General features: G+C 57.6%; 16 protein-coding genes. 4 read left to right on the top strand and 12 right to left on the bottom strand.

Annotated features, from left to right (window positions below; genetic code table 11):
• Positions 1-9: 9 nt before the first annotated feature.
• From FOY93_RS12840 to nasR, 4 genes are all read right to left on the bottom strand, one after another.
• Positions 10-798, bottom strand: a complete 789-nt coding sequence (locus tag FOY93_RS12840) for an ABC transporter ATP-binding protein (RefSeq protein WP_033145769.1) — start codon at positions 796-798, stop codon at positions 10-12.
• Between the two features lie 9 nt (positions 799-807).
• Positions 808-1,686 (bottom strand): nitrate ABC transporter permease, encoded by an 879-nt coding sequence (ntrB, locus tag FOY93_RS12845; protein ID WP_127731329.1) that lies wholly within the window; start codon positions 1,684-1,686, stop codon positions 808-810.
• Positions 1,687-1,688: 2 nt separating this feature from the next.
• On the bottom strand, positions 1,689-2,936 hold the full coding sequence (locus FOY93_RS12850; RefSeq protein WP_133294619.1) for a CmpA/NrtA family ABC transporter substrate-binding protein: 1,248 nt from the start codon (positions 2,934-2,936) through the stop codon (positions 1,689-1,691).
• 226 nt (positions 2,937-3,162) lie between these two features.
• On the bottom strand, positions 3,163-4,347 hold the full coding sequence (gene nasR, locus FOY93_RS12860; RefSeq protein WP_143345225.1) for a nitrate regulatory protein NasR: 1,185 nt from the start codon (positions 4,345-4,347) through the stop codon (positions 3,163-3,165).
• A 72-nt stretch (positions 4,348-4,419) separates the two neighbouring features.
• On the opposite strand from nasR, the gene FOY93_RS12865 reads away from it, so the two are divergent.
• From FOY93_RS12865 to FOY93_RS12875, 3 genes are all read left to right on the top strand, one after another.
• Positions 4,420-4,773 (top strand): DsrE/DsrF/TusD sulfur relay family protein, encoded by a 354-nt coding sequence (locus FOY93_RS12865; protein WP_127731335.1) that lies wholly within the window; start codon positions 4,420-4,422, stop codon positions 4,771-4,773.
• 106 nt (positions 4,774-4,879) lie between these two features.
• Positions 4,880-6,664 carry a methyl-accepting chemotaxis protein gene (locus FOY93_RS12870; protein ID WP_133294622.1) on the top strand — a complete coding sequence of 595 codons (1,785 nt, stop codon included), beginning with the start codon at positions 4,880-4,882 and terminating at the stop codon, positions 6,662-6,664.
• Positions 6,665-6,875: 211 nt separating this feature from the next.
• The gene (locus tag FOY93_RS12875) at positions 6,876-7,115 is read left to right on the top strand and encodes a DUF1883 domain-containing protein (protein WP_111965917.1); all 240 of its coding nucleotides are present in this window, start codon (positions 6,876-6,878) and stop codon (positions 7,113-7,115) included.
• A gap of 30 nt (positions 7,116-7,145) precedes the next feature.
• On the opposite strand, the gene FOY93_RS12880 is transcribed toward FOY93_RS12875, so the two are convergent.
• Together FOY93_RS12880 and chaB are read right to left on the bottom strand one after the other, a co-directional pair.
• Positions 7,146-7,841, bottom strand: a complete 696-nt coding sequence (locus tag FOY93_RS12880; RefSeq protein WP_061097960.1) for a gamma-glutamylcyclotransferase — start codon at positions 7,839-7,841, stop codon at positions 7,146-7,148.
• A 177-nt stretch (positions 7,842-8,018) separates the two neighbouring features.
• Positions 8,019-8,249: a putative cation transport regulator ChaB gene (gene chaB, locus FOY93_RS12885; protein ID WP_045908986.1), complete on the bottom strand. Its 231-nt coding sequence runs from the start codon at positions 8,247-8,249 to the stop codon at positions 8,019-8,021.
• A gap of 270 nt (positions 8,250-8,519) precedes the next feature.
• Here chaB and chaA point away from each other — a divergent pair, with 270 nt between their 5' ends.
• Positions 8,520-9,620 (top strand): sodium-potassium/proton antiporter ChaA, encoded by a 1,101-nt coding sequence (gene chaA, locus FOY93_RS12890; protein WP_039024239.1) that lies wholly within the window; start codon positions 8,520-8,522, stop codon positions 9,618-9,620.
• A 91-nt stretch (positions 9,621-9,711) separates the two neighbouring features.
• On the opposite strand, the gene kdsA is transcribed toward chaA, so the two are convergent.
• The 6 genes from kdsA to hemA are packed head-to-tail and all read right to left on the bottom strand — an operon-like array spanning position 9,712 to position 15,015.
• Positions 9,712-10,566, bottom strand: a complete 855-nt coding sequence (gene kdsA, locus FOY93_RS12895; protein ID WP_143345226.1) for a 3-deoxy-8-phosphooctulonate synthase — start codon at positions 10,564-10,566, stop codon at positions 9,712-9,714.
• A 36-nt stretch (positions 10,567-10,602) separates the two neighbouring features.
• On the bottom strand, positions 10,603-11,412 hold the full coding sequence (gene sirB1 / locus FOY93_RS12900; RefSeq protein ID WP_143345227.1) for an invasion regulator SirB1: 810 nt from the start codon (positions 11,410-11,412) through the stop codon (positions 10,603-10,605).
• Positions 11,413-11,415: 3 nt separating this feature from the next.
• Positions 11,416-11,808, bottom strand: a complete 393-nt coding sequence (gene sirB2, locus FOY93_RS12905) for an invasion regulator SirB2 (RefSeq protein WP_143345228.1) — start codon at positions 11,806-11,808, stop codon at positions 11,416-11,418.
• The gene (prmC, locus tag FOY93_RS12910; protein ID WP_143345229.1) at positions 11,805-12,635 is read right to left on the bottom strand and encodes a peptide chain release factor N(5)-glutamine methyltransferase; all 831 of its coding nucleotides are present in this window, start codon (positions 12,633-12,635) and stop codon (positions 11,805-11,807) included. Before prmC ends, sirB2 begins: the two co-directional genes overlap by 4 nt.
• A complete protein-coding gene (prfA, locus tag FOY93_RS12915; RefSeq protein ID WP_021240360.1) occupies positions 12,635-13,717 on the bottom strand; it encodes a peptide chain release factor 1 in 1,083 nt (360 codons plus the stop codon). Before prfA ends, prmC begins: the two co-directional genes overlap by 1 nt.
• 41 nt (positions 13,718-13,758) lie before the next feature.
• A complete protein-coding gene (gene hemA / locus FOY93_RS12920) occupies positions 13,759-15,015 on the bottom strand; it encodes a glutamyl-tRNA reductase (RefSeq protein WP_024907067.1) in 1,257 nt (418 codons plus the stop codon).
• Between the last annotated feature and the right edge of the window lie 38 nt (positions 15,016-15,053).

A 15,053-nucleotide genomic window follows, 5' to 3' on the forward strand; every position in this document is an offset into this window, starting at 1 on the left:
GCCCCCTCGCTACGCCGCTTTTGGCTGCTTTTCATAGAGGAAATGAAGGATCTGCTGGCGCATGTGGTGATAGCGGCTGTCGTCCGCCAGCTGCACCCGGTTGCGCGGGCGCGGCAGATCGACGCGCAGGATCTCCCCGACGGTCGCCGCCGGGCCGTTGGTCATCATCAGCACGCGATCGGAGAGCAGCACCGCCTCGTCCACGTCGTGGGTAATGAGCACGATGGTGGTGTTCAGCGCCTGCTGGATCTGCATTACCGAGTCCTGCAGATGAGCGCGCGTCAGCGCATCGAGCGCGCCGAAGGGTTCATCCATCAGCAGCACTTTCGGCTTCATCGCCAGCGCGCGGGCAATACCGACGCGCTGCTTCATGCCGCCGGAGATCTCCCCCGGACGCTTGTGCAGAGCGTGCCCCATCTGCACGCGGTCGAGATTGTGTTCAATCCACTCCCGGCGCTCAGCCTTGCTCATGCTGTGGCGAAACACGTGATCTACCGCCAGGGCCACGTTGTCGAAGCAGGTGAGCCACGGCAGCAGCGAGTGGTTCTGGAACACCACCGCGCGCTCCGGCCCCGGCCCGGCGATTTCGCGGTTGTCACAAATCAGCCCACCTTCGGTCGGCAGGGTAATACCGGCGATGAGGTTCAGCAGCGTCGATTTGCCGCAGCCAGAGTGCCCAATCAGGCTCACGGTTTCGCCCTCGTGGATATCAAAAGAGACGTTCTGCAGCGCCAGAAACTCGCCGCTGGCGGTGGAAAAACGCTGGCTCACGGCCTGGACCTGAATTAATGGTTTCATGTTCGCTCCTTATTTTTCCTGCCAGCTAAAGCGCCGGGCGATCAGCATCAGCCCCTGCTCCAGCAGCAGCCCGACCACGCCAATGATGACGATGGCGATGAGAATGTTTTCGACGTTGAGGTTGTTCCACTCGTTCCAGATCCAGAAGCCGATCCCCAGCCCTCCGGTCAGCATCTCGGCGGCGACAATCACCAGCCAGGCGATGCCGATGGAGAGGCGCACCCCGGTCAGCACCGCGGGCAGCACCGCCGGGAAGAGAATGCGGCGCAGGATGGTCCACTCGGAAAGCTGCAGCACCCGGGCAACGTTGAGGTAGTCCTGCGGAATGCGGCGCACGCCTTCGGCGGTGTTGATCACCATCGGCCAGATAGAGCAGATAAAAATGGTCCAGCTCGACGCGGGCTCCGCTTTCTGGAACAGCAGCAGGCCGATGGGCAGCCAGGCCAGCGGGCTAACCGGGCGTAACAGCGCGATCAGCGGGCCGAACATGCGCGAAAAAAAGGTGAAGCGGCCAATCAGGAAGCCGAGCGGGATCCCGGCGAACGCGGCCAGGCCAAAGCCCACCGCCACGCGCTGTAATGAGGCGAGCACGTTCCAGCCGATGCCCATATCGTTAGGCCCGTCGCGATAAAACGGATCGGCAAACAGAGTAATGGCGGAATCAAGCGTGCTGAGCGGCGTCGGGAAACCTTTGCTGTTAATCGCCGCCAGCTGCCACAGCACGACCAGCAGTCCCAGACCGATTAACGCCGGAATGATGCGTTGAATGATCGCGTTAATCCGACGCGCAAACGTCGGCGTACGGCGGCGAACCTGCACCGGAGGGAGGACAATCACCTCCCCACTCTCTGGCGTATCTGGTGATTTCGTCTTTTGCAGATGCTGCATAATCAGGCCCCTTTACGATGAATGGCGAAACGGCTGGCGTATCCTTCCGGGTCGGTACCGTTCCAGACGGTGCCGTCCATCAATGTGCTGCTGCGTAATGGTGAAGTCGGTGTGGTGATGCCCCCCACCGCCGTGGCGGCATCCTGCCAGACAGCGGTCTGGTTAATGCGCTGTGCAATAGCCGCGTAGTCCGGCGCGGATTTGAGCAAGCCCCAGCGGCGGAACTGGGTTAAGAACCACATACCGTCGGAGAGATATGGGTAGCTGACGGCCCCCTCGTTGAAGAAACGGATCGGGTGCGCGTCCTGCCAGCGCTGGCCCAGGCCGTTGTCGTACTCGCCGAGCATTCGCCCGGTGAGAAACTGTTCCTTGCAGTTGAGCCACGCCCGGCGGGAGAGGATCCGCGCGGTCTCGCGCTTGTTTTCCGGGGAGGCTTCGATCCAGCGTGCGGCCTCCAGCACCGCGCTGACCAGCGCCCGCGCGGTGTGCGGGTTTTTCTCCACCCAGTCGCGACGCGTGCCGAGGATTTTTTCCGGATGGTCGGCCCAGACAGACTGTGACGTCGCGGCGGTAAAGCCGATGCGGTCGTTAATCGCCCGCGCGTTCCACGGCTCGCCGACGCAAAAGCCGACCATGTTGCCAATGCGCATGTTCATCACCATCTGCGGCGGCGGCACCACCACCGTGCGCACGTCGTCAAAGGGGTTAATGCCCGCGCTGGCCAGCCAGTAGTAGAGCCACATGGCGTGCGTCCCGGTCGGGAAGGTGTGCGCGAAGGTGTAGGTGCCGGGCGCCTGCTGACCAATTAGCTTTTTCAGCCCGTCAAGGTCTCGAACGCCCTTCTCCGCCAGATCGCTGGAAAGCGTAATCGCCTGGCCGTTCTGATTAAGCGTCATCAGGTTTGCCATCTGCTGCGGCTTGCCGGCAATGCCCAGCTCCAGGCCGTACAGCAGGCCGTAGAGAATGTGCGCGGCATCAAGCTCGCCCGCCACCAGCTTGTCGCGCACCGCCGCCCAGCTCGCCTCTTTGGTGGGCACGATGGTAATGCCGTATTTTTTATCAAAGCCTTTCAGCGCCGCGATAACCACGGGCGCGCAGTCTGTCAGCGGGATAAACCCGATGCGCACTGTTTCCTGCTCCGGTTTATCCGAGCCTGCCGCCCATGCGGCCTGCATGATACCCGGTAACAGCATTGCGCCACTCGCCAGCATGCTGGCCTGCAAAAAACGCCGTCTCGACAAATCCGCCATGACCACTCCTGAATAAAAACCAAAAAAAGCGCCCACGATGCCGAAGCACCAGTGGACGCCTTTATCCCGAAGACGAATGCACCGCCGTTGGCGCATCGTCAAAAATGGTTAATCTGATAATGCAAAGCGAATGCCAGGTTTTAACACGCGGTTTTCGCGGTGTATCCCGCTTTACCCTCAGGTTTACGCACCTCAATCAGGCACAAAATGCCCGCTAACCGTGCAGCTACTCCTTTGGTATTACCTGCCACAAATTCTTCACCATGAGCAGCGCGCGGGCGATATCCACCATCCTTTGGTTCTTATCCATCGCCATTTTGCGCAGCGCCGTCCAGGCCTGTTCCTCACTCATATTCTGGTGGGTCATCAAAACGCTTTTCGCTTTATCTATGACTTTGCGCTCTTCAAGCGTATCGCGCAGCGACGCAAGCTGGCGCGAGAGCTGTTCTATCTCACGCGCCTGCTGGCGTACCAGGGTGAGCAACGGTTTTTCCGGGTACTGTATCAGCGGATCGTCCTGCTCATCGGCGGGAGGCACGTACTCATCGTTACGGTAAATACGCTCGTCCACCGCCGTCATCAGATCGGCGATGAGCGTCTCCTCCAGCGCGCGCAGATGCTCAAGGCGCGCGGTTTGCAGCGCAAACCAGGCCAGTGCGGTATGGCCGTTATCGGCGGCGGGCTGGCGGGTGCAGGCCACCCTTCGTAGCTGTTCCGTTTCACGATCGGACTGGCAGTTTAAGGCAAAGGTGGCCTGTACCTCAGCGTGGCTGTGCGAGAGAAAGATTTCAAAGCAGGCCTGCTGCCCGTCGATGCGGTCAACCAGCCTCTGGCGAGTCACATCATCGAAAAAACCCTGCGTGAAGCCAATCGCCCCCAGCGCCCGCTCCTGTCCCGCCAGCTCTTTCCCCTGCATCAGGCTATACAGGGCGACAAAACGCCCGGCTATTTGCGGATCGTCAATGCTGTCATTAAGCTGCGGTACGATACTGAGCAGATGGCGAAGCATGCGGGAGTAGTGTTCCATCGCCTGCGGTGCCGTTACCGTTTGCTGAATAACTCCTTCGCGCAGCGCGGGAAGCATATCCAGGCTCAGGAGCGCGCCGCCGATGCGTTCACAGACCGTACTTCCCGGGATCGGCGACTGTTTTTCAAGAATCACATAAAGTGCAGCGAGGTTTTCATCCACCAGCGCCCGGCTGGCTTTGCATTCGGGGGCGTAAAGCTTACCCTGTGAGCAGAGCCAGACGTTGGACGCCCCACGCTCGCACTGTAACATGTGCACCAGTTGGCTAATGCCGTGCACAAGCTCGCCAAGCTGTGCCAGCTTGCTGAGCTGCTCCCGGCGCATCATCTTTGCGCGCTCGAGCCATTCGGCAGCGCCTGGCGAAATGCCAGCCATTAATGTCATGCTTTCTCTCCGGAACAGCGAAACTCGGGAAAGCTAAGCAATATTCGTGCCTTTATAAGAACAGGAGTCAACATGCAAAAGATTGTGATCGTCGCCAACGGTGCGGCCTACGGCAGCGAATCCCTTTTTAATAGCCTGCGCCTGGCGATTGCGCTGCGTGAAAAAGAGAGTGACCTCGCGTTACGACTCTTTTTAATGTCGGACGCGGTCACCGCGGGGCTGAAGGGACAAAAACCGGCAGAAGGCTATAACATTCAGCAGATGCTGGAGATCCTGACCGCGCAAAACGTGCCGGTGAAGCTGTGCAAGACCTGTACCGATGGCCGCGGTATTACCGGTCTGCCGCTGGTTGATGGCGTAGAGATTGGTACGCTGGTTGAGCTGGCCGAGTGGACGCTGTCCGCGGATAAAGTATTAGCTTTTTAATAATAAACCCGTAAAAATATTATTTTCTTATGGACGCGGTTTCAGCATCAAGTTTACCTGCGGGGATGCCGATAGGCATGGAAACAACACAGCAGGTATTTCACTTATGTTCAGATCGATTCGTGCACGCATCATCGCGACGACTGCAGGCTGTCTGGTCGTCGCACTTCTCCTTAATACCGTTATTAACTTCCAGGTCACGCGCCAGGATAACCAGCAGTCCCAGCGCGATATTCTGACCAGCACCAGCGCCAGCCATAACATGGCGATTGCCGACTGGGTAAAAAGCAAGATGGCGGTGATCGCCTCAGCGCAGACCGTTGCGCTGAGTGACGATCCGGTTCCGGTGTTTAAACAGCTTGCGCAGGCGGGTGGCTTCACCAACGTTTATGTTGGTTACGCCAGCAAAACGGCGAAATTCTCTGAACCGGCGGGTGTCCCGGCGGACTATGACCCGACTATCCGCCCGTGGTATCAGCAGGTGGTCAGCACGGACGGTCCGGTCGTCACCGCGCCCTACGTTGACGCGGGGACCGGCAAACTGGTGGTAACCTTCGCCGTGCCGGTAAAAGAGAATGGTACGCTGAAAGCGGTGGTGGCGGGCGATGTGGCGATGGACAGCGTGGTGGCTAACGTGCGCGGGATCCATCCAACACCGGCCAGCAGCGGGTTGCTTCTGAACAGTGACGGCAGCGTGATTGCCGCTAACGATCCGGCGCTCACGCTTAAACCATTCGCTGAGACGATCAAAGGCATTGATTTTGCTGCACTGAAAAGCGGTAATCTCGTCGACGGAACGCTGAACGATGCTGAAAAAACCTTCGTGGCGACAGCCGTGCCGGGTACAAACTGGCTGTTAGTCGTCGCGCTCGACAACGGTGATGCCACCTCCGGCATGCGTTCCCTGCTTAAAGCCTCGGCGATTTCGCTGGTGATCCTGGCACTGCTGAGCGCGGCCATTGTGCATTTCCTGATTGCCCGCCTGCTCAAGCGTTTGTCAGACATTCGCGACGCGATGCACAACATTGCTAACGGGACTAACGATCTGTCCCAGCGCCTGCCGGACAACGGCGAGGACGAGGTTGCGCAGATTGCGCAGGCCTTTAACGCCTTCAGCGATAAGCTGTCGGTGGTGATGGTGCAGCTCCGTGATGCCAGCGAGTCGGTGAAAAACGCCGCTCAGGAGATTGCGGCGGGTAACCAGGATCTTTCCGGACGTACCGAGCAGGCCGCATCCAGCCTGCGCGAGACGGCCAGCGCCGTGGAGCAGATCACCGCCTCCGTGACCCAGTCGAACGAATCGGCGGCAGAAGCGAATGACCAGGCGAGCAAAGCCTCAGCGGCCGCTGCGCGCGGCGGCGAGGTGGTATCCCAGGCGATCAGCACCATGCAGTCCATCGAAGTCGCGTCGGCTAAAATTGGCGATATCACCAGCGTGATTGACGGCATTGCTTTCCAGACCAACATTCTGGCGCTGAACGCCTCCGTCGAGGCGGCGCGTGCGGGTGAGCAGGGACGCGGGTTTGCCGTGGTGGCGGGCGAAGTGCGTAACCTGGCGAGCCGCAGCGCCCAGGCGGCGAAAGAGATCAAATCGCTGATCGATTCCACCACCGACAGCGTCGCCACCGGCTCCCGCTACGTGCACCTGGCCGGGGAAAGCATGGACGAGATCCGCTCCAGCATCGGCAGCGTCTCCGGCATTATGCGCGAAATTTCCATCGCCACCAGCGAGCAGATGAAAGGGATTCATGAGATCAACCACGCGGTGACCCATCTCGACAGAATGGTTCAGCAGAACGCCGAGCTGGTCGTGGAATCCGCCGCCGCTGCGGGTGCCCTGCAGAGCCAGGCGGGCGACCTTGCTGAAACAGCCGGTCATTTCCGCATTTAATTTTCTGGCGGCGCGCGTTTAGCGGGTAAAACGCGCGCCAGCTGAAATTTTGAGGAATTTTGTCATTTTTGTTTAATCGTTATGCCATTTTTTGATCAAAATCAGCATCCCACCCCCTCCCCTTTGGTGTTATGCCATGAGTGAATTGTGAACAACATCACGCTCGGATATGGCTGCAGGGAGAGCGTTGTTTAAGACTACGGGGTAAAAAATGGCACTGGTAAAAACAAGTTTGAAGCTGTTTGGCGGGGATACGGTGGTGGTGCGTTGCTCAGAACGCTGTCGTATTCATCTGATGAGTTCGAAAGCACAAAAACAGTCCCAGGCGGATATTCTCACCGTACAGGATGATAAGGCCTGGCTTACAGTGCCCTACACCGGCACATGGGATGTGCTGATTGACAGCCACAGTCAGTCTCTGGAGCATTCCATCAGCTACGTGGCAGCATAATATTAAACGCCCGGCAAGCCGGGCGTAATATCAGGCAAAACCCGGTCGCAGCGTGCCGTTGAGCGGGTTCCCTTCCAGCAACGCCTTCACCTTCACCACCAGCTCATTCAGACAATCGTCCTGCATGCCGAGGCGGGTCAACTCCTGATCGAGGGAGAAGAGATACTGCGCGTTGGTACCCAGCGGTCCGCTGGCAGCGGCTATTAACGGAGCAATCACCTGCGTGCGGGTATCCGCTTCATACAGCGGATGGCGCGGGTCCATGATAAACACCAGCGCATTGACGGTGCGTCCGTCGTCCAGTTCCAGCTTGCACCAGCTTGGCATGTAGCAGCCGGTGATCATCTCGCGCTTCCAGAGCAGCGTAAGCTCCTCTTCCAGCGTGGCATCCGGCAGGCGATACGCCACGCCAGTGGTGCGCCCGCCCTCTTTCAGTGCAAGCATGCGCCCGGGCTGGCACGCGCTGCCGCGTCCGGCCGTCAGACGCAGGCAAAATGCGCGGTGCCAGCCAGGCAGCGTTCCCGTTGCCGATTCGACAAATTCGAGCGCCGGGTTCCACATCAGGGAACCGTAGCCAAAAATCCATACCGGGCCATCATCCGGGCGGCAGGCAAGCGTGGCAGCGAGCGACGCCGCACGTTGTTCAGCTGACCAGAGAAGCGATTCCTCAATAGCACCAAATGCCGTCTTACAATCTGCCTTCATTAAGAAATCACGCGTTAACACTTTCCACCTCCGCCACTGCATGCTTCCTTGCGACATCTGTAATTCGCCTTCCCGGCCTTAGGTGCTGGTCATTTTGCCAGCAGTGAAATAACGATAAGCAATTAGCGGACCAGTTGCAATACAACGGCAGTTCAACCGCCTGAAAAGTCAAAATGAAGGCAGCGAATTATTTCAGGGCTATTTCTTTTTATGCCATTTATCGTCGTCTCCTTTTTCATATTCATGTTTTACGGCGGCCCAGGCGACTTTGTGGGCCGTCTCTTCACGGCTGGCATCATCCCGGCGATCTTCCTTGTCTTTGTATTGATCCCAGGCGCTGTTAAACGCCTCTTTATAGATATCCTGCGCGTGAGCGGGCAGCACGTTTTGCACGTTATCGGGTAATTCGCGTTTCGTTTTATATGGCATCACTCACCTCTCTTTTGCTTAAAGAGATAAGTGTGGACGACGATATAGCATGGTGCCACCCGGGCTTAATTTATGCATTGATTAAAGCTCTAATTTATTGTTATTTAAAATCTATTTAAGAGATAAAGTAAATTATATGGGTCAGGCGCAAATTTCAATGAAAAGGGTAAAATTAAGTAAAAGATAAAGGGTATTTAACAGAGATCTGTTAGTTTAATGCCCTTAAAAATCTATCTATAATTACAAGCACCTGCATTGATGGAGAAGCACATGACAGCAACACACGAGGCGGTAAAGACCCGCCACAAGGAGACGTCACTCATTTTCCCGGTTCTGGCACTGGCTGTGCTGCTCTTCTGGGGAAGCAGTCAGTCACTGCCAGTGGTGGTTGGTATCAATATTCTTGCCCTGGTCGGCATCTTAACCAGCGCATTTAGCGTCGTTCGCCATGCGGACGTCCTGGCCCACCGTCTGGGCGAGCCGTACGGTTCTTTAATTCTCAGCCTTTCCGTTGTTATTCTCGAAGTCAGCCTGATTTCCGCGCTCATGGCGACCGGCGATGCCGCGCCGACGCTGATGCGCGATACGCTTTACTCGATCATTATGATTGTGACGGGCGGCCTGGTGGGCTTCTCTCTGCTGCTGGGTGGGCGTAAATTCGCGACCCAGTATATGAACCTGTTTGGCATCAAACAGTATCTGATTGCCCTCTTCCCGCTTGCCATTATCGTGCTGGTCTTCCCGATGGCGCTGCCGGGTGCAAACTTCTCCACCGGTCAGGCGCTGCTGGTCGCGCTGATTTCCGCCGCCATGTACGGCGTGTTCCTGTTGATTCAGACCAAAACGCACCAGAGCCTGTTTGTGTATGAGCATGAAGACGACGGCGACGACGATGATCCGCACCACGGTAAGCCGTCGGCCCACAGCAGCGCGTGGCATACGGTTTGGCTGATCGTGCATCTGATTGCGGTGATTGCCGTTACAAAGATGAACGCTAACCCGCTGGAGACGCTGTTAACCGAGCTGAACGCGCCGGTGGCGTTTACCGGCTTCCTGGTGGCGCTGCTGATCCTGTCCCCTGAAGGGCTGGGCGCGCTGAAAGCGGTGTTGAATAATCAGGTGCAGCGCGCAATGAACCTGTTCTTCGGCTCCGTGCTGGCGACGATTTCACTCACCGTACCGGTGGTGACGCTGATTGCCTTTATGACCGGTAACGAGCTGCAGTTTGCGCTGGGTGCGCCGGAGATGATCGTGATGGTAGCATCATTGCTGCTGTGCCAGATTTCGTTCTCCACCGGGCGCACCAACGTGCTGAACGGAGCGGCGCATATGGCGTTGTTTGTTGCGTATCTGATGACGATATTTGCGTAAGAGTGGGCCGGTGCGGGCTGATGCCCCCACCCCAACCCTCTCCGCCAGGGAGAGGGAGGCATAAAAAAACCCGCCGAAGCGGGTTTTTTTATTATTTGCTGGTATCCAGCTCGTCGAAGCTCTTCACCAGATCGTCAATCGCTTTGATCTGTTTCAGGAACGGCTCAAGCTTATCCAGCGGCAGCGCGGATGGACCGTCGCATTTTGCGTTATCCGGATCCGGGTGCGCTTCAATGAACAGGCCAGCCAGGCCGGTTGCCATACCGGCGCGCGCCAGTTCGGTCACCTGAGCACGGCGGCCGCCGGACGCGGCGCCAAACGGCTCGCGGCACTGCAGAGCATGGGTCACGTCGAAAATCACCGGAGACTGGTTAGAGACGTTCTTCATTACGCTGAAGCCCAGCATATCCACGACCAGGTTGTCGTAACCGAAGTTTGCACCACGGTCGCACAGGATGACCTGATCGTTACCACCTTCGATAAACTTATCGACAATGTTACCCATCTGGCACGGGCTGACGAACTGTGGTTTTTTCACGTTGATCACGGCACCGGTTTTCGCCATCGCGGCCACCAGGTCGGTCTGGCGAGCCAGGAATGCCGGGAGCTGAATCACGTCCACCACGTCTGCCACCGGCTGCGCCTGGGAGGCTTCATGCACGTCGGTGATCACTTTCACGCCAAAGGTCTGCTTCAGCTCCTGGAAAATTTTCATACCCTCTTCCAGGCCCGGGCCACGGTAAGAGTTGATGGAGGAGCGGTTGGCTTTGTCAAAAGAGGCTTTAAACACGTACGGGATGCCCAGCTTCTGGGTCACGGTCACGTAGTGTTCGCAGATACGCATGGCGAGATCGCGGGATTCCAGCACGTTCATGCCGCCAAACAGTACGAACGGCAGGTCGTTTGCTACCTTGATATCACCAATGCTAACCACTTTTTGTTTCATAGGATCGCCTTATTCAGGTGTGAATCGGAATTAAGATTAATGCAGTGTAATTTGTTTGTGCGAGATCGCGTTGATCTGCGCACGAATCATTTCGCTAATGGGGTCTTCCGGGCACTGCTCGACGAAATAGCTCAGATCGTTCAGCGCCACGTGCTCGCAGTCGAGCTGGGCATAAATCAGCCCTCTGTCGCGGATTTCGTACGGATCTTCCGGGTTGAACTGCAGCAGTACTTCGCTGGCGCGCAACGCCAGCTCCATCTGACGCTCTTCCATTAACGCGGACTTTAGCGTGTCCAGCAGCTTACGAATGACCTCTGCGTTATCCGCCTCGTCGAGATCTTCGTTGAAGAGTTCAGCCAACGGGCTAATATTGCCTTTCAGCCATACGTCCAGCGTATGTTCATCCAGCGTGTCGCCGTTGAAAGGATTAATGAGCCACATTTCGCCGTCCAGCCACTCAGCACGCAGGATCATCTGCGTCGGGAAAATGACCGGGACCAGCGGAATATCCAGACGGTGCGCGACCCATAGCAAAATAGAGCCCAGCGCCACGGCGCTGCCCTGACGATTTTTTAAGACCTGGTCCAGCCATAATGCGTCAGACAGGCGATACACGCCCCGCGTGTCGCAGAAACCCCATTCGCCGTAGAAAAGCTCCAGCAGCTTCTCTAATTGCCAGTCTTGCGGGCGAGCCTGATTAATCTCTTCACGCGCCAGGCTGACCAGATTCTCCAGCTCATCGTAGACAAACTGCGACGTAAAATCGTCGCGAATCATCTCTGAAATCAGGATCATGCCATCGCAAAGCGGCACTTTATTAAATTCGAAATCGGCTAAGGACCTCATGACTTACCCCAGTAACGGTATTCTTGTGGTGGCGAGTTTAATGATGATGTACAGCACCACCAGACCCAGCAGAAAGGCCATAAACCCGACCTGCTGGCTGCGCGGACGACGACGCCCAAGCGCGATAAAACCCAAAACGATGTAGATGATAACGCCAAACAGCTTTTCAGTCAGCCATGCGCCTTTATCAGTAAATGGCAGATAGCCGGTCTTCCACATAAGCCCGGCACCGGAAAGGAGCAACACCGTGTCGATACAGTGTGGCGCGATACGCACCCAGCGGGCATCCATCAGCGGATTGTTGCTGTAGCGCCACCAGTAACGGACGATGAAAAAGGTGATGGTCAGCGCAACGGAAATCAAGTGGACGGTAATAAGTACGGTAAACAGGCTCATAACCACTGCCCCAGCGTCAGGCGCTCGTTGCCGCCGTAGTCGCGGCAGGTTTCAACAGCGGCGTAGCCTGCTTGCATAAACAGCGCTCGCACGGCTTCCCCCTGCGTCCAGCCATGCTCCACGAGCAGCCAGCCACCGGGAAGTAAATGTTTTCGTGACGTTGTCACAATGTGATCAAGATCGGCTAATCCCGCGTTGGCAGCAACCAGTGCCGTGAGCGGTTCAAAGCGAACATCTCCCTGCGCAAGGTGCGGATCATGTTCGTCGATGTAAGGAGGATTGCTGACAATCATCGCAAATGAACGATTCTCAAGCGCGGCAAACCAGCTGCTTTGCAGCACCGTCACGTTGCTGAGCCCGAGACGTTCCACGTTACGCTGCGCCAGCGCGACCGCATCAGGCATCACGTCCACCGCCGTAACGGTGCAGTCCGGCCGCTCGCTGGCGAGCGCCAGCGCGATGGCCCCGGTACCGGTACCGAGATCGAGAATGCTGCAGGCCTCCGCAGATAAACGCGCCAGCGCCTGCTCAACCAGACACTCGGTGTCCGGACGCGGGATCAGCGTTGCCGCCGAAACGTACAGCGGTAACGACCAGAACTCGCGCTCGCCGACAAGGTGCGCCACCGGCTCGCCGGTTTTACGGCGGGCAAGCAGCGCGGCGAGCTGTGCTTCCTGTTCCGCGGTCAGTTCAGTTTCGCCGAAGGCCAGCAGGTACGTGCGGGCTTTACCCGTCACATGCTCAAGCAAAATTTCGGCATCGCGTTTAGGGCTTTCACTTTCGGAAAGCTCACCGGCAGCCTCACGTAACCAGCGCTGAAAATCCATTATTCCTGCTCGGACAGTGCCGCCAGCTGGTCGGCCTGGTATTCCTGCACGATAGGCTCAATCAGCATGTCCAGCTTGCCTTCCATCACCTCGTCCAGACGGTACAGCGTCAGGTTGATGCGGTGGTCGGTTACGCGCCCCTGCGGGAAGTTGTAGGTGCGGTTTCGGTCGCTGCGATCGCCGCTGCCCAGCAGGTTACGACGCGTGGATGCTTCCGCCTGCTGGCGTTTCGCCATTTCGGCCGCGTGGATACGCGCGCCCAGCACCGACAACGCTTTGGCTTTGTTTTTATGCTGGGAACGCTCGTCCTGACATTCGACAACTATACCGGTTGGCAGGTGGGTAATACGAATGGCGGAATCGGTGGTGTTAACGTGCTGACCGCCCGCGCCAGAGGAGCGGAAAGTATCAATACGCAGGTCCGCCGGATTAATGTCCGGCAGTTCCGCTTCCGGCAGCTCCGGCATCACCGCCACCGTACAGGCAGAGGTGTGAATGCGGCCCTGAGATTCGGTGGCCGGTACGCGCTGCACGCGGTGACCGCCGGATTCAAACTTGAGACGTCCATACACGCCGTCGCCGCTGATCTTGGCGATAACCTCTTTATAGCCACCGTGTTCGCCTTCGTTGGCGCTCATGATCTCCACGCGCCAGCGACGCGACTCGGCGTAGCGGCTGTACATGCGGAACAGATCCCCGGCAAACAGCGCCGCTTCGTCACCGCCGGTACCGGCGCGAACTTCCACAAAGGCGTTACGCTCATCGTCCGGATCTTTCGGCAGCAGAAGCACCTGAAGCTGCTGCTCCATCTCTTCAGAACGCGCTTTCGCATCCTGCAGCTCTTCCTGCGCCATCTCGCGCATTTCAGGATCGTCGAGCATCATCTGCGCGGTTTCGATATCTTCCTGAACCTGTCGCCAGTCGGTAAAGCATTTAGAAACATCACTTAACTGCGCGTATTCACGTGAAAGGGCGCGAAAACGTTCCTGGTCCGCAATGGTCCCGGCATCCCCGAGCAGCGCCTGTACTTCTTCATGGCGCTCGTGCAGAGCTTCCAGTTTAGCGACGATAGAAGGCTTCATAGGCGTAAGTGCACCTTGTCTTAGAAAATGGGTATAGGGCGCTATTCCAGCCCGAGGCTGTTGCGCAGAATAGTCAGGCGTTCATCATCCCCGTCACGGGCGGCCTGCTGAAGAGATTTGGTTGGCGCATGGATAAGGCGGTTGGTCAGTTTCCACGCCAGATCCTGCATAATTGCGTGCGCGTCACCGCCCTGTTCAAGGGCCGCTAACGCTTTGGCAGTCAGGTCATCACGCACCTGCTCCGCCTGTCCGCGATACTCGCGGATGGTCTCGCTGACGCTTTGCGCGCGCAGCCAGGCCATAAACTCACTGGTTTCCTGCTCAACGATGGTTTCCGCCTGAACCGCCGCCGCTTTACGCTGGGCAAGGTTGTGCGAAATGATGCTTTGCAGGTCATCCACGCTGTAGAGGTAGGCGTTAGGCAGCTTGCCCACTTCCGGTTCAACATCGCGCGGGACGGCGATATCCACCAGCAGCATTGGCTGATTGCGACGGGACTTCAGCGCACGCTCCACCATCCCTTTTCCGATAATCGGCAGCGGGCTGGCGGTAGAGCTGATGATAATGTCCGCCTCTTTCAGGCGTTCATCGATGTCGCTCAGGGCAACCACCTCTGCCCCCACTTCATCCGCCAGCACCTGCGCGCGTTCGCGGGTGCGGTTAGCGATGATCATCTTTTTCACTTTATGCTCGCGCAGATGGCGCGCCACAAGTTCGATGGTTTCGCCCGCGCCCACCAGCATCACGGTGACGGTAGAAAGGGATTCAAAGATTTGGCGCGCAAGGGTGCAGGCCGCGAAAGCAACGGAAACCGCACTGGCACCAATGTCGGTTTCGGTTCGCACACGCTTCGCCACGGAGAACGACTTCTGGAACATGCGCTCCAGCTCGCTGGCCTTCAGATGCCCTTTTTGTGAATCGGCAAACGCTTTTTTTACCTGACCGAGAATTTGCGGCTCGCCCAGCACCAGCGAATCCAGACCGCTGGCCACGCGCATCAGATGGCTGACAGCATCGTTGTCCTGATGCCAGTACAGGCTGTTACGCAGCTCGTCTTCGTTGAGATTGTGGTAGTCGCATAGCCAGCGGATCAGTGCTTCGTGCAGGTTGTCCTGCTCTTCCACGCTTAAATAGAGCTCGGTACGGTTGCACGTCGAGAGCACCACGCCACCCTGCACCATCGGCTGTGCAAGCAGGCTGTCCAGCGCCAGGTCAAGCGTATCCGGCGAAAACGTTACGCGTTCTCGCAGCGAAACCGGGGCTGTTTTGTGGTTGATACCGAGTGCTAATAGGGTCATGTTGAGCGGGAGTAGTACCAGCGTTAATAAGGTTAGCA

Origin of the sequence: Enterobacter sp. 18A13 (assembly GCF_007035975.1) — a bacterium.
In the GTDB taxonomy this organism is placed as follows: domain Bacteria; phylum Pseudomonadota; class Gammaproteobacteria; order Enterobacterales; family Enterobacteriaceae; genus Enterobacter; species Enterobacter vonholyi.

What these genes read in the sequence shown, in the direction of transcription:
- FOY93_RS12840 (WP_033145769.1), bottom strand. Translation starts at nt 798, where the DNA reads ATGAAACCATTAATTCAGGTCCAGGCCGTGAGCCAGCGTTTTTCCACC.
- ntrB (WP_127731329.1), bottom strand. Translation starts at nt 1,686, where the DNA reads ATGCAGCATCTGCAAAAGACGAAATCACCAGATACGCCAGAGAGTGGG.
- FOY93_RS12850 (WP_133294619.1), bottom strand. Translation starts at nt 2,936, where the DNA reads ATGGCGGATTTGTCGAGACGGCGTTTTTTGCAGGCCAGCATGCTGGCG.
- nasR (WP_143345225.1), bottom strand. Translation starts at nt 4,347, where the DNA reads ATGACATTAATGGCTGGCATTTCGCCAGGCGCTGCCGAATGGCTCGAG.
- FOY93_RS12865 (WP_127731335.1), top strand. Translation starts at nt 4,420, where the DNA reads ATGCAAAAGATTGTGATCGTCGCCAACGGTGCGGCCTACGGCAGCGAA.
- FOY93_RS12870 (WP_133294622.1), top strand. Translation starts at nt 4,880, where the DNA reads ATGTTCAGATCGATTCGTGCACGCATCATCGCGACGACTGCAGGCTGT.
- FOY93_RS12875 (WP_111965917.1), top strand. Translation starts at nt 6,876, where the DNA reads ATGGCACTGGTAAAAACAAGTTTGAAGCTGTTTGGCGGGGATACGGTG.
- chaB (WP_045908986.1), bottom strand. Translation starts at nt 8,249, where the DNA reads ATGCCATATAAAACGAAACGCGAATTACCCGATAACGTGCAAAACGTG.
- chaA (WP_039024239.1), top strand. Translation starts at nt 8,520, where the DNA reads ATGACAGCAACACACGAGGCGGTAAAGACCCGCCACAAGGAGACGTCA.
- kdsA (WP_143345226.1), bottom strand. Translation starts at nt 10,566, where the DNA reads ATGAAACAAAAAGTGGTTAGCATTGGTGATATCAAGGTAGCAAACGAC.
- sirB1 (WP_143345227.1), bottom strand. Translation starts at nt 11,412, where the DNA reads ATGAGGTCCTTAGCCGATTTCGAATTTAATAAAGTGCCGCTTTGCGAT.
- sirB2 (WP_143345228.1), bottom strand. Translation starts at nt 11,808, where the DNA reads ATGAGCCTGTTTACCGTACTTATTACCGTCCACTTGATTTCCGTTGCG.
- prmC (WP_143345229.1), bottom strand. Translation starts at nt 12,635, where the DNA reads ATGGATTTTCAGCGCTGGTTACGTGAGGCTGCCGGTGAGCTTTCCGAA.
- prfA (WP_021240360.1), bottom strand. Translation starts at nt 13,717, where the DNA reads ATGAAGCCTTCTATCGTCGCTAAACTGGAAGCTCTGCACGAGCGCCAT.
- hemA (WP_024907067.1), bottom strand. Translation starts at nt 15,015, where the DNA reads ATGACCCTATTAGCACTCGGTATCAACCACAAAACAGCCCCGGTTTCG.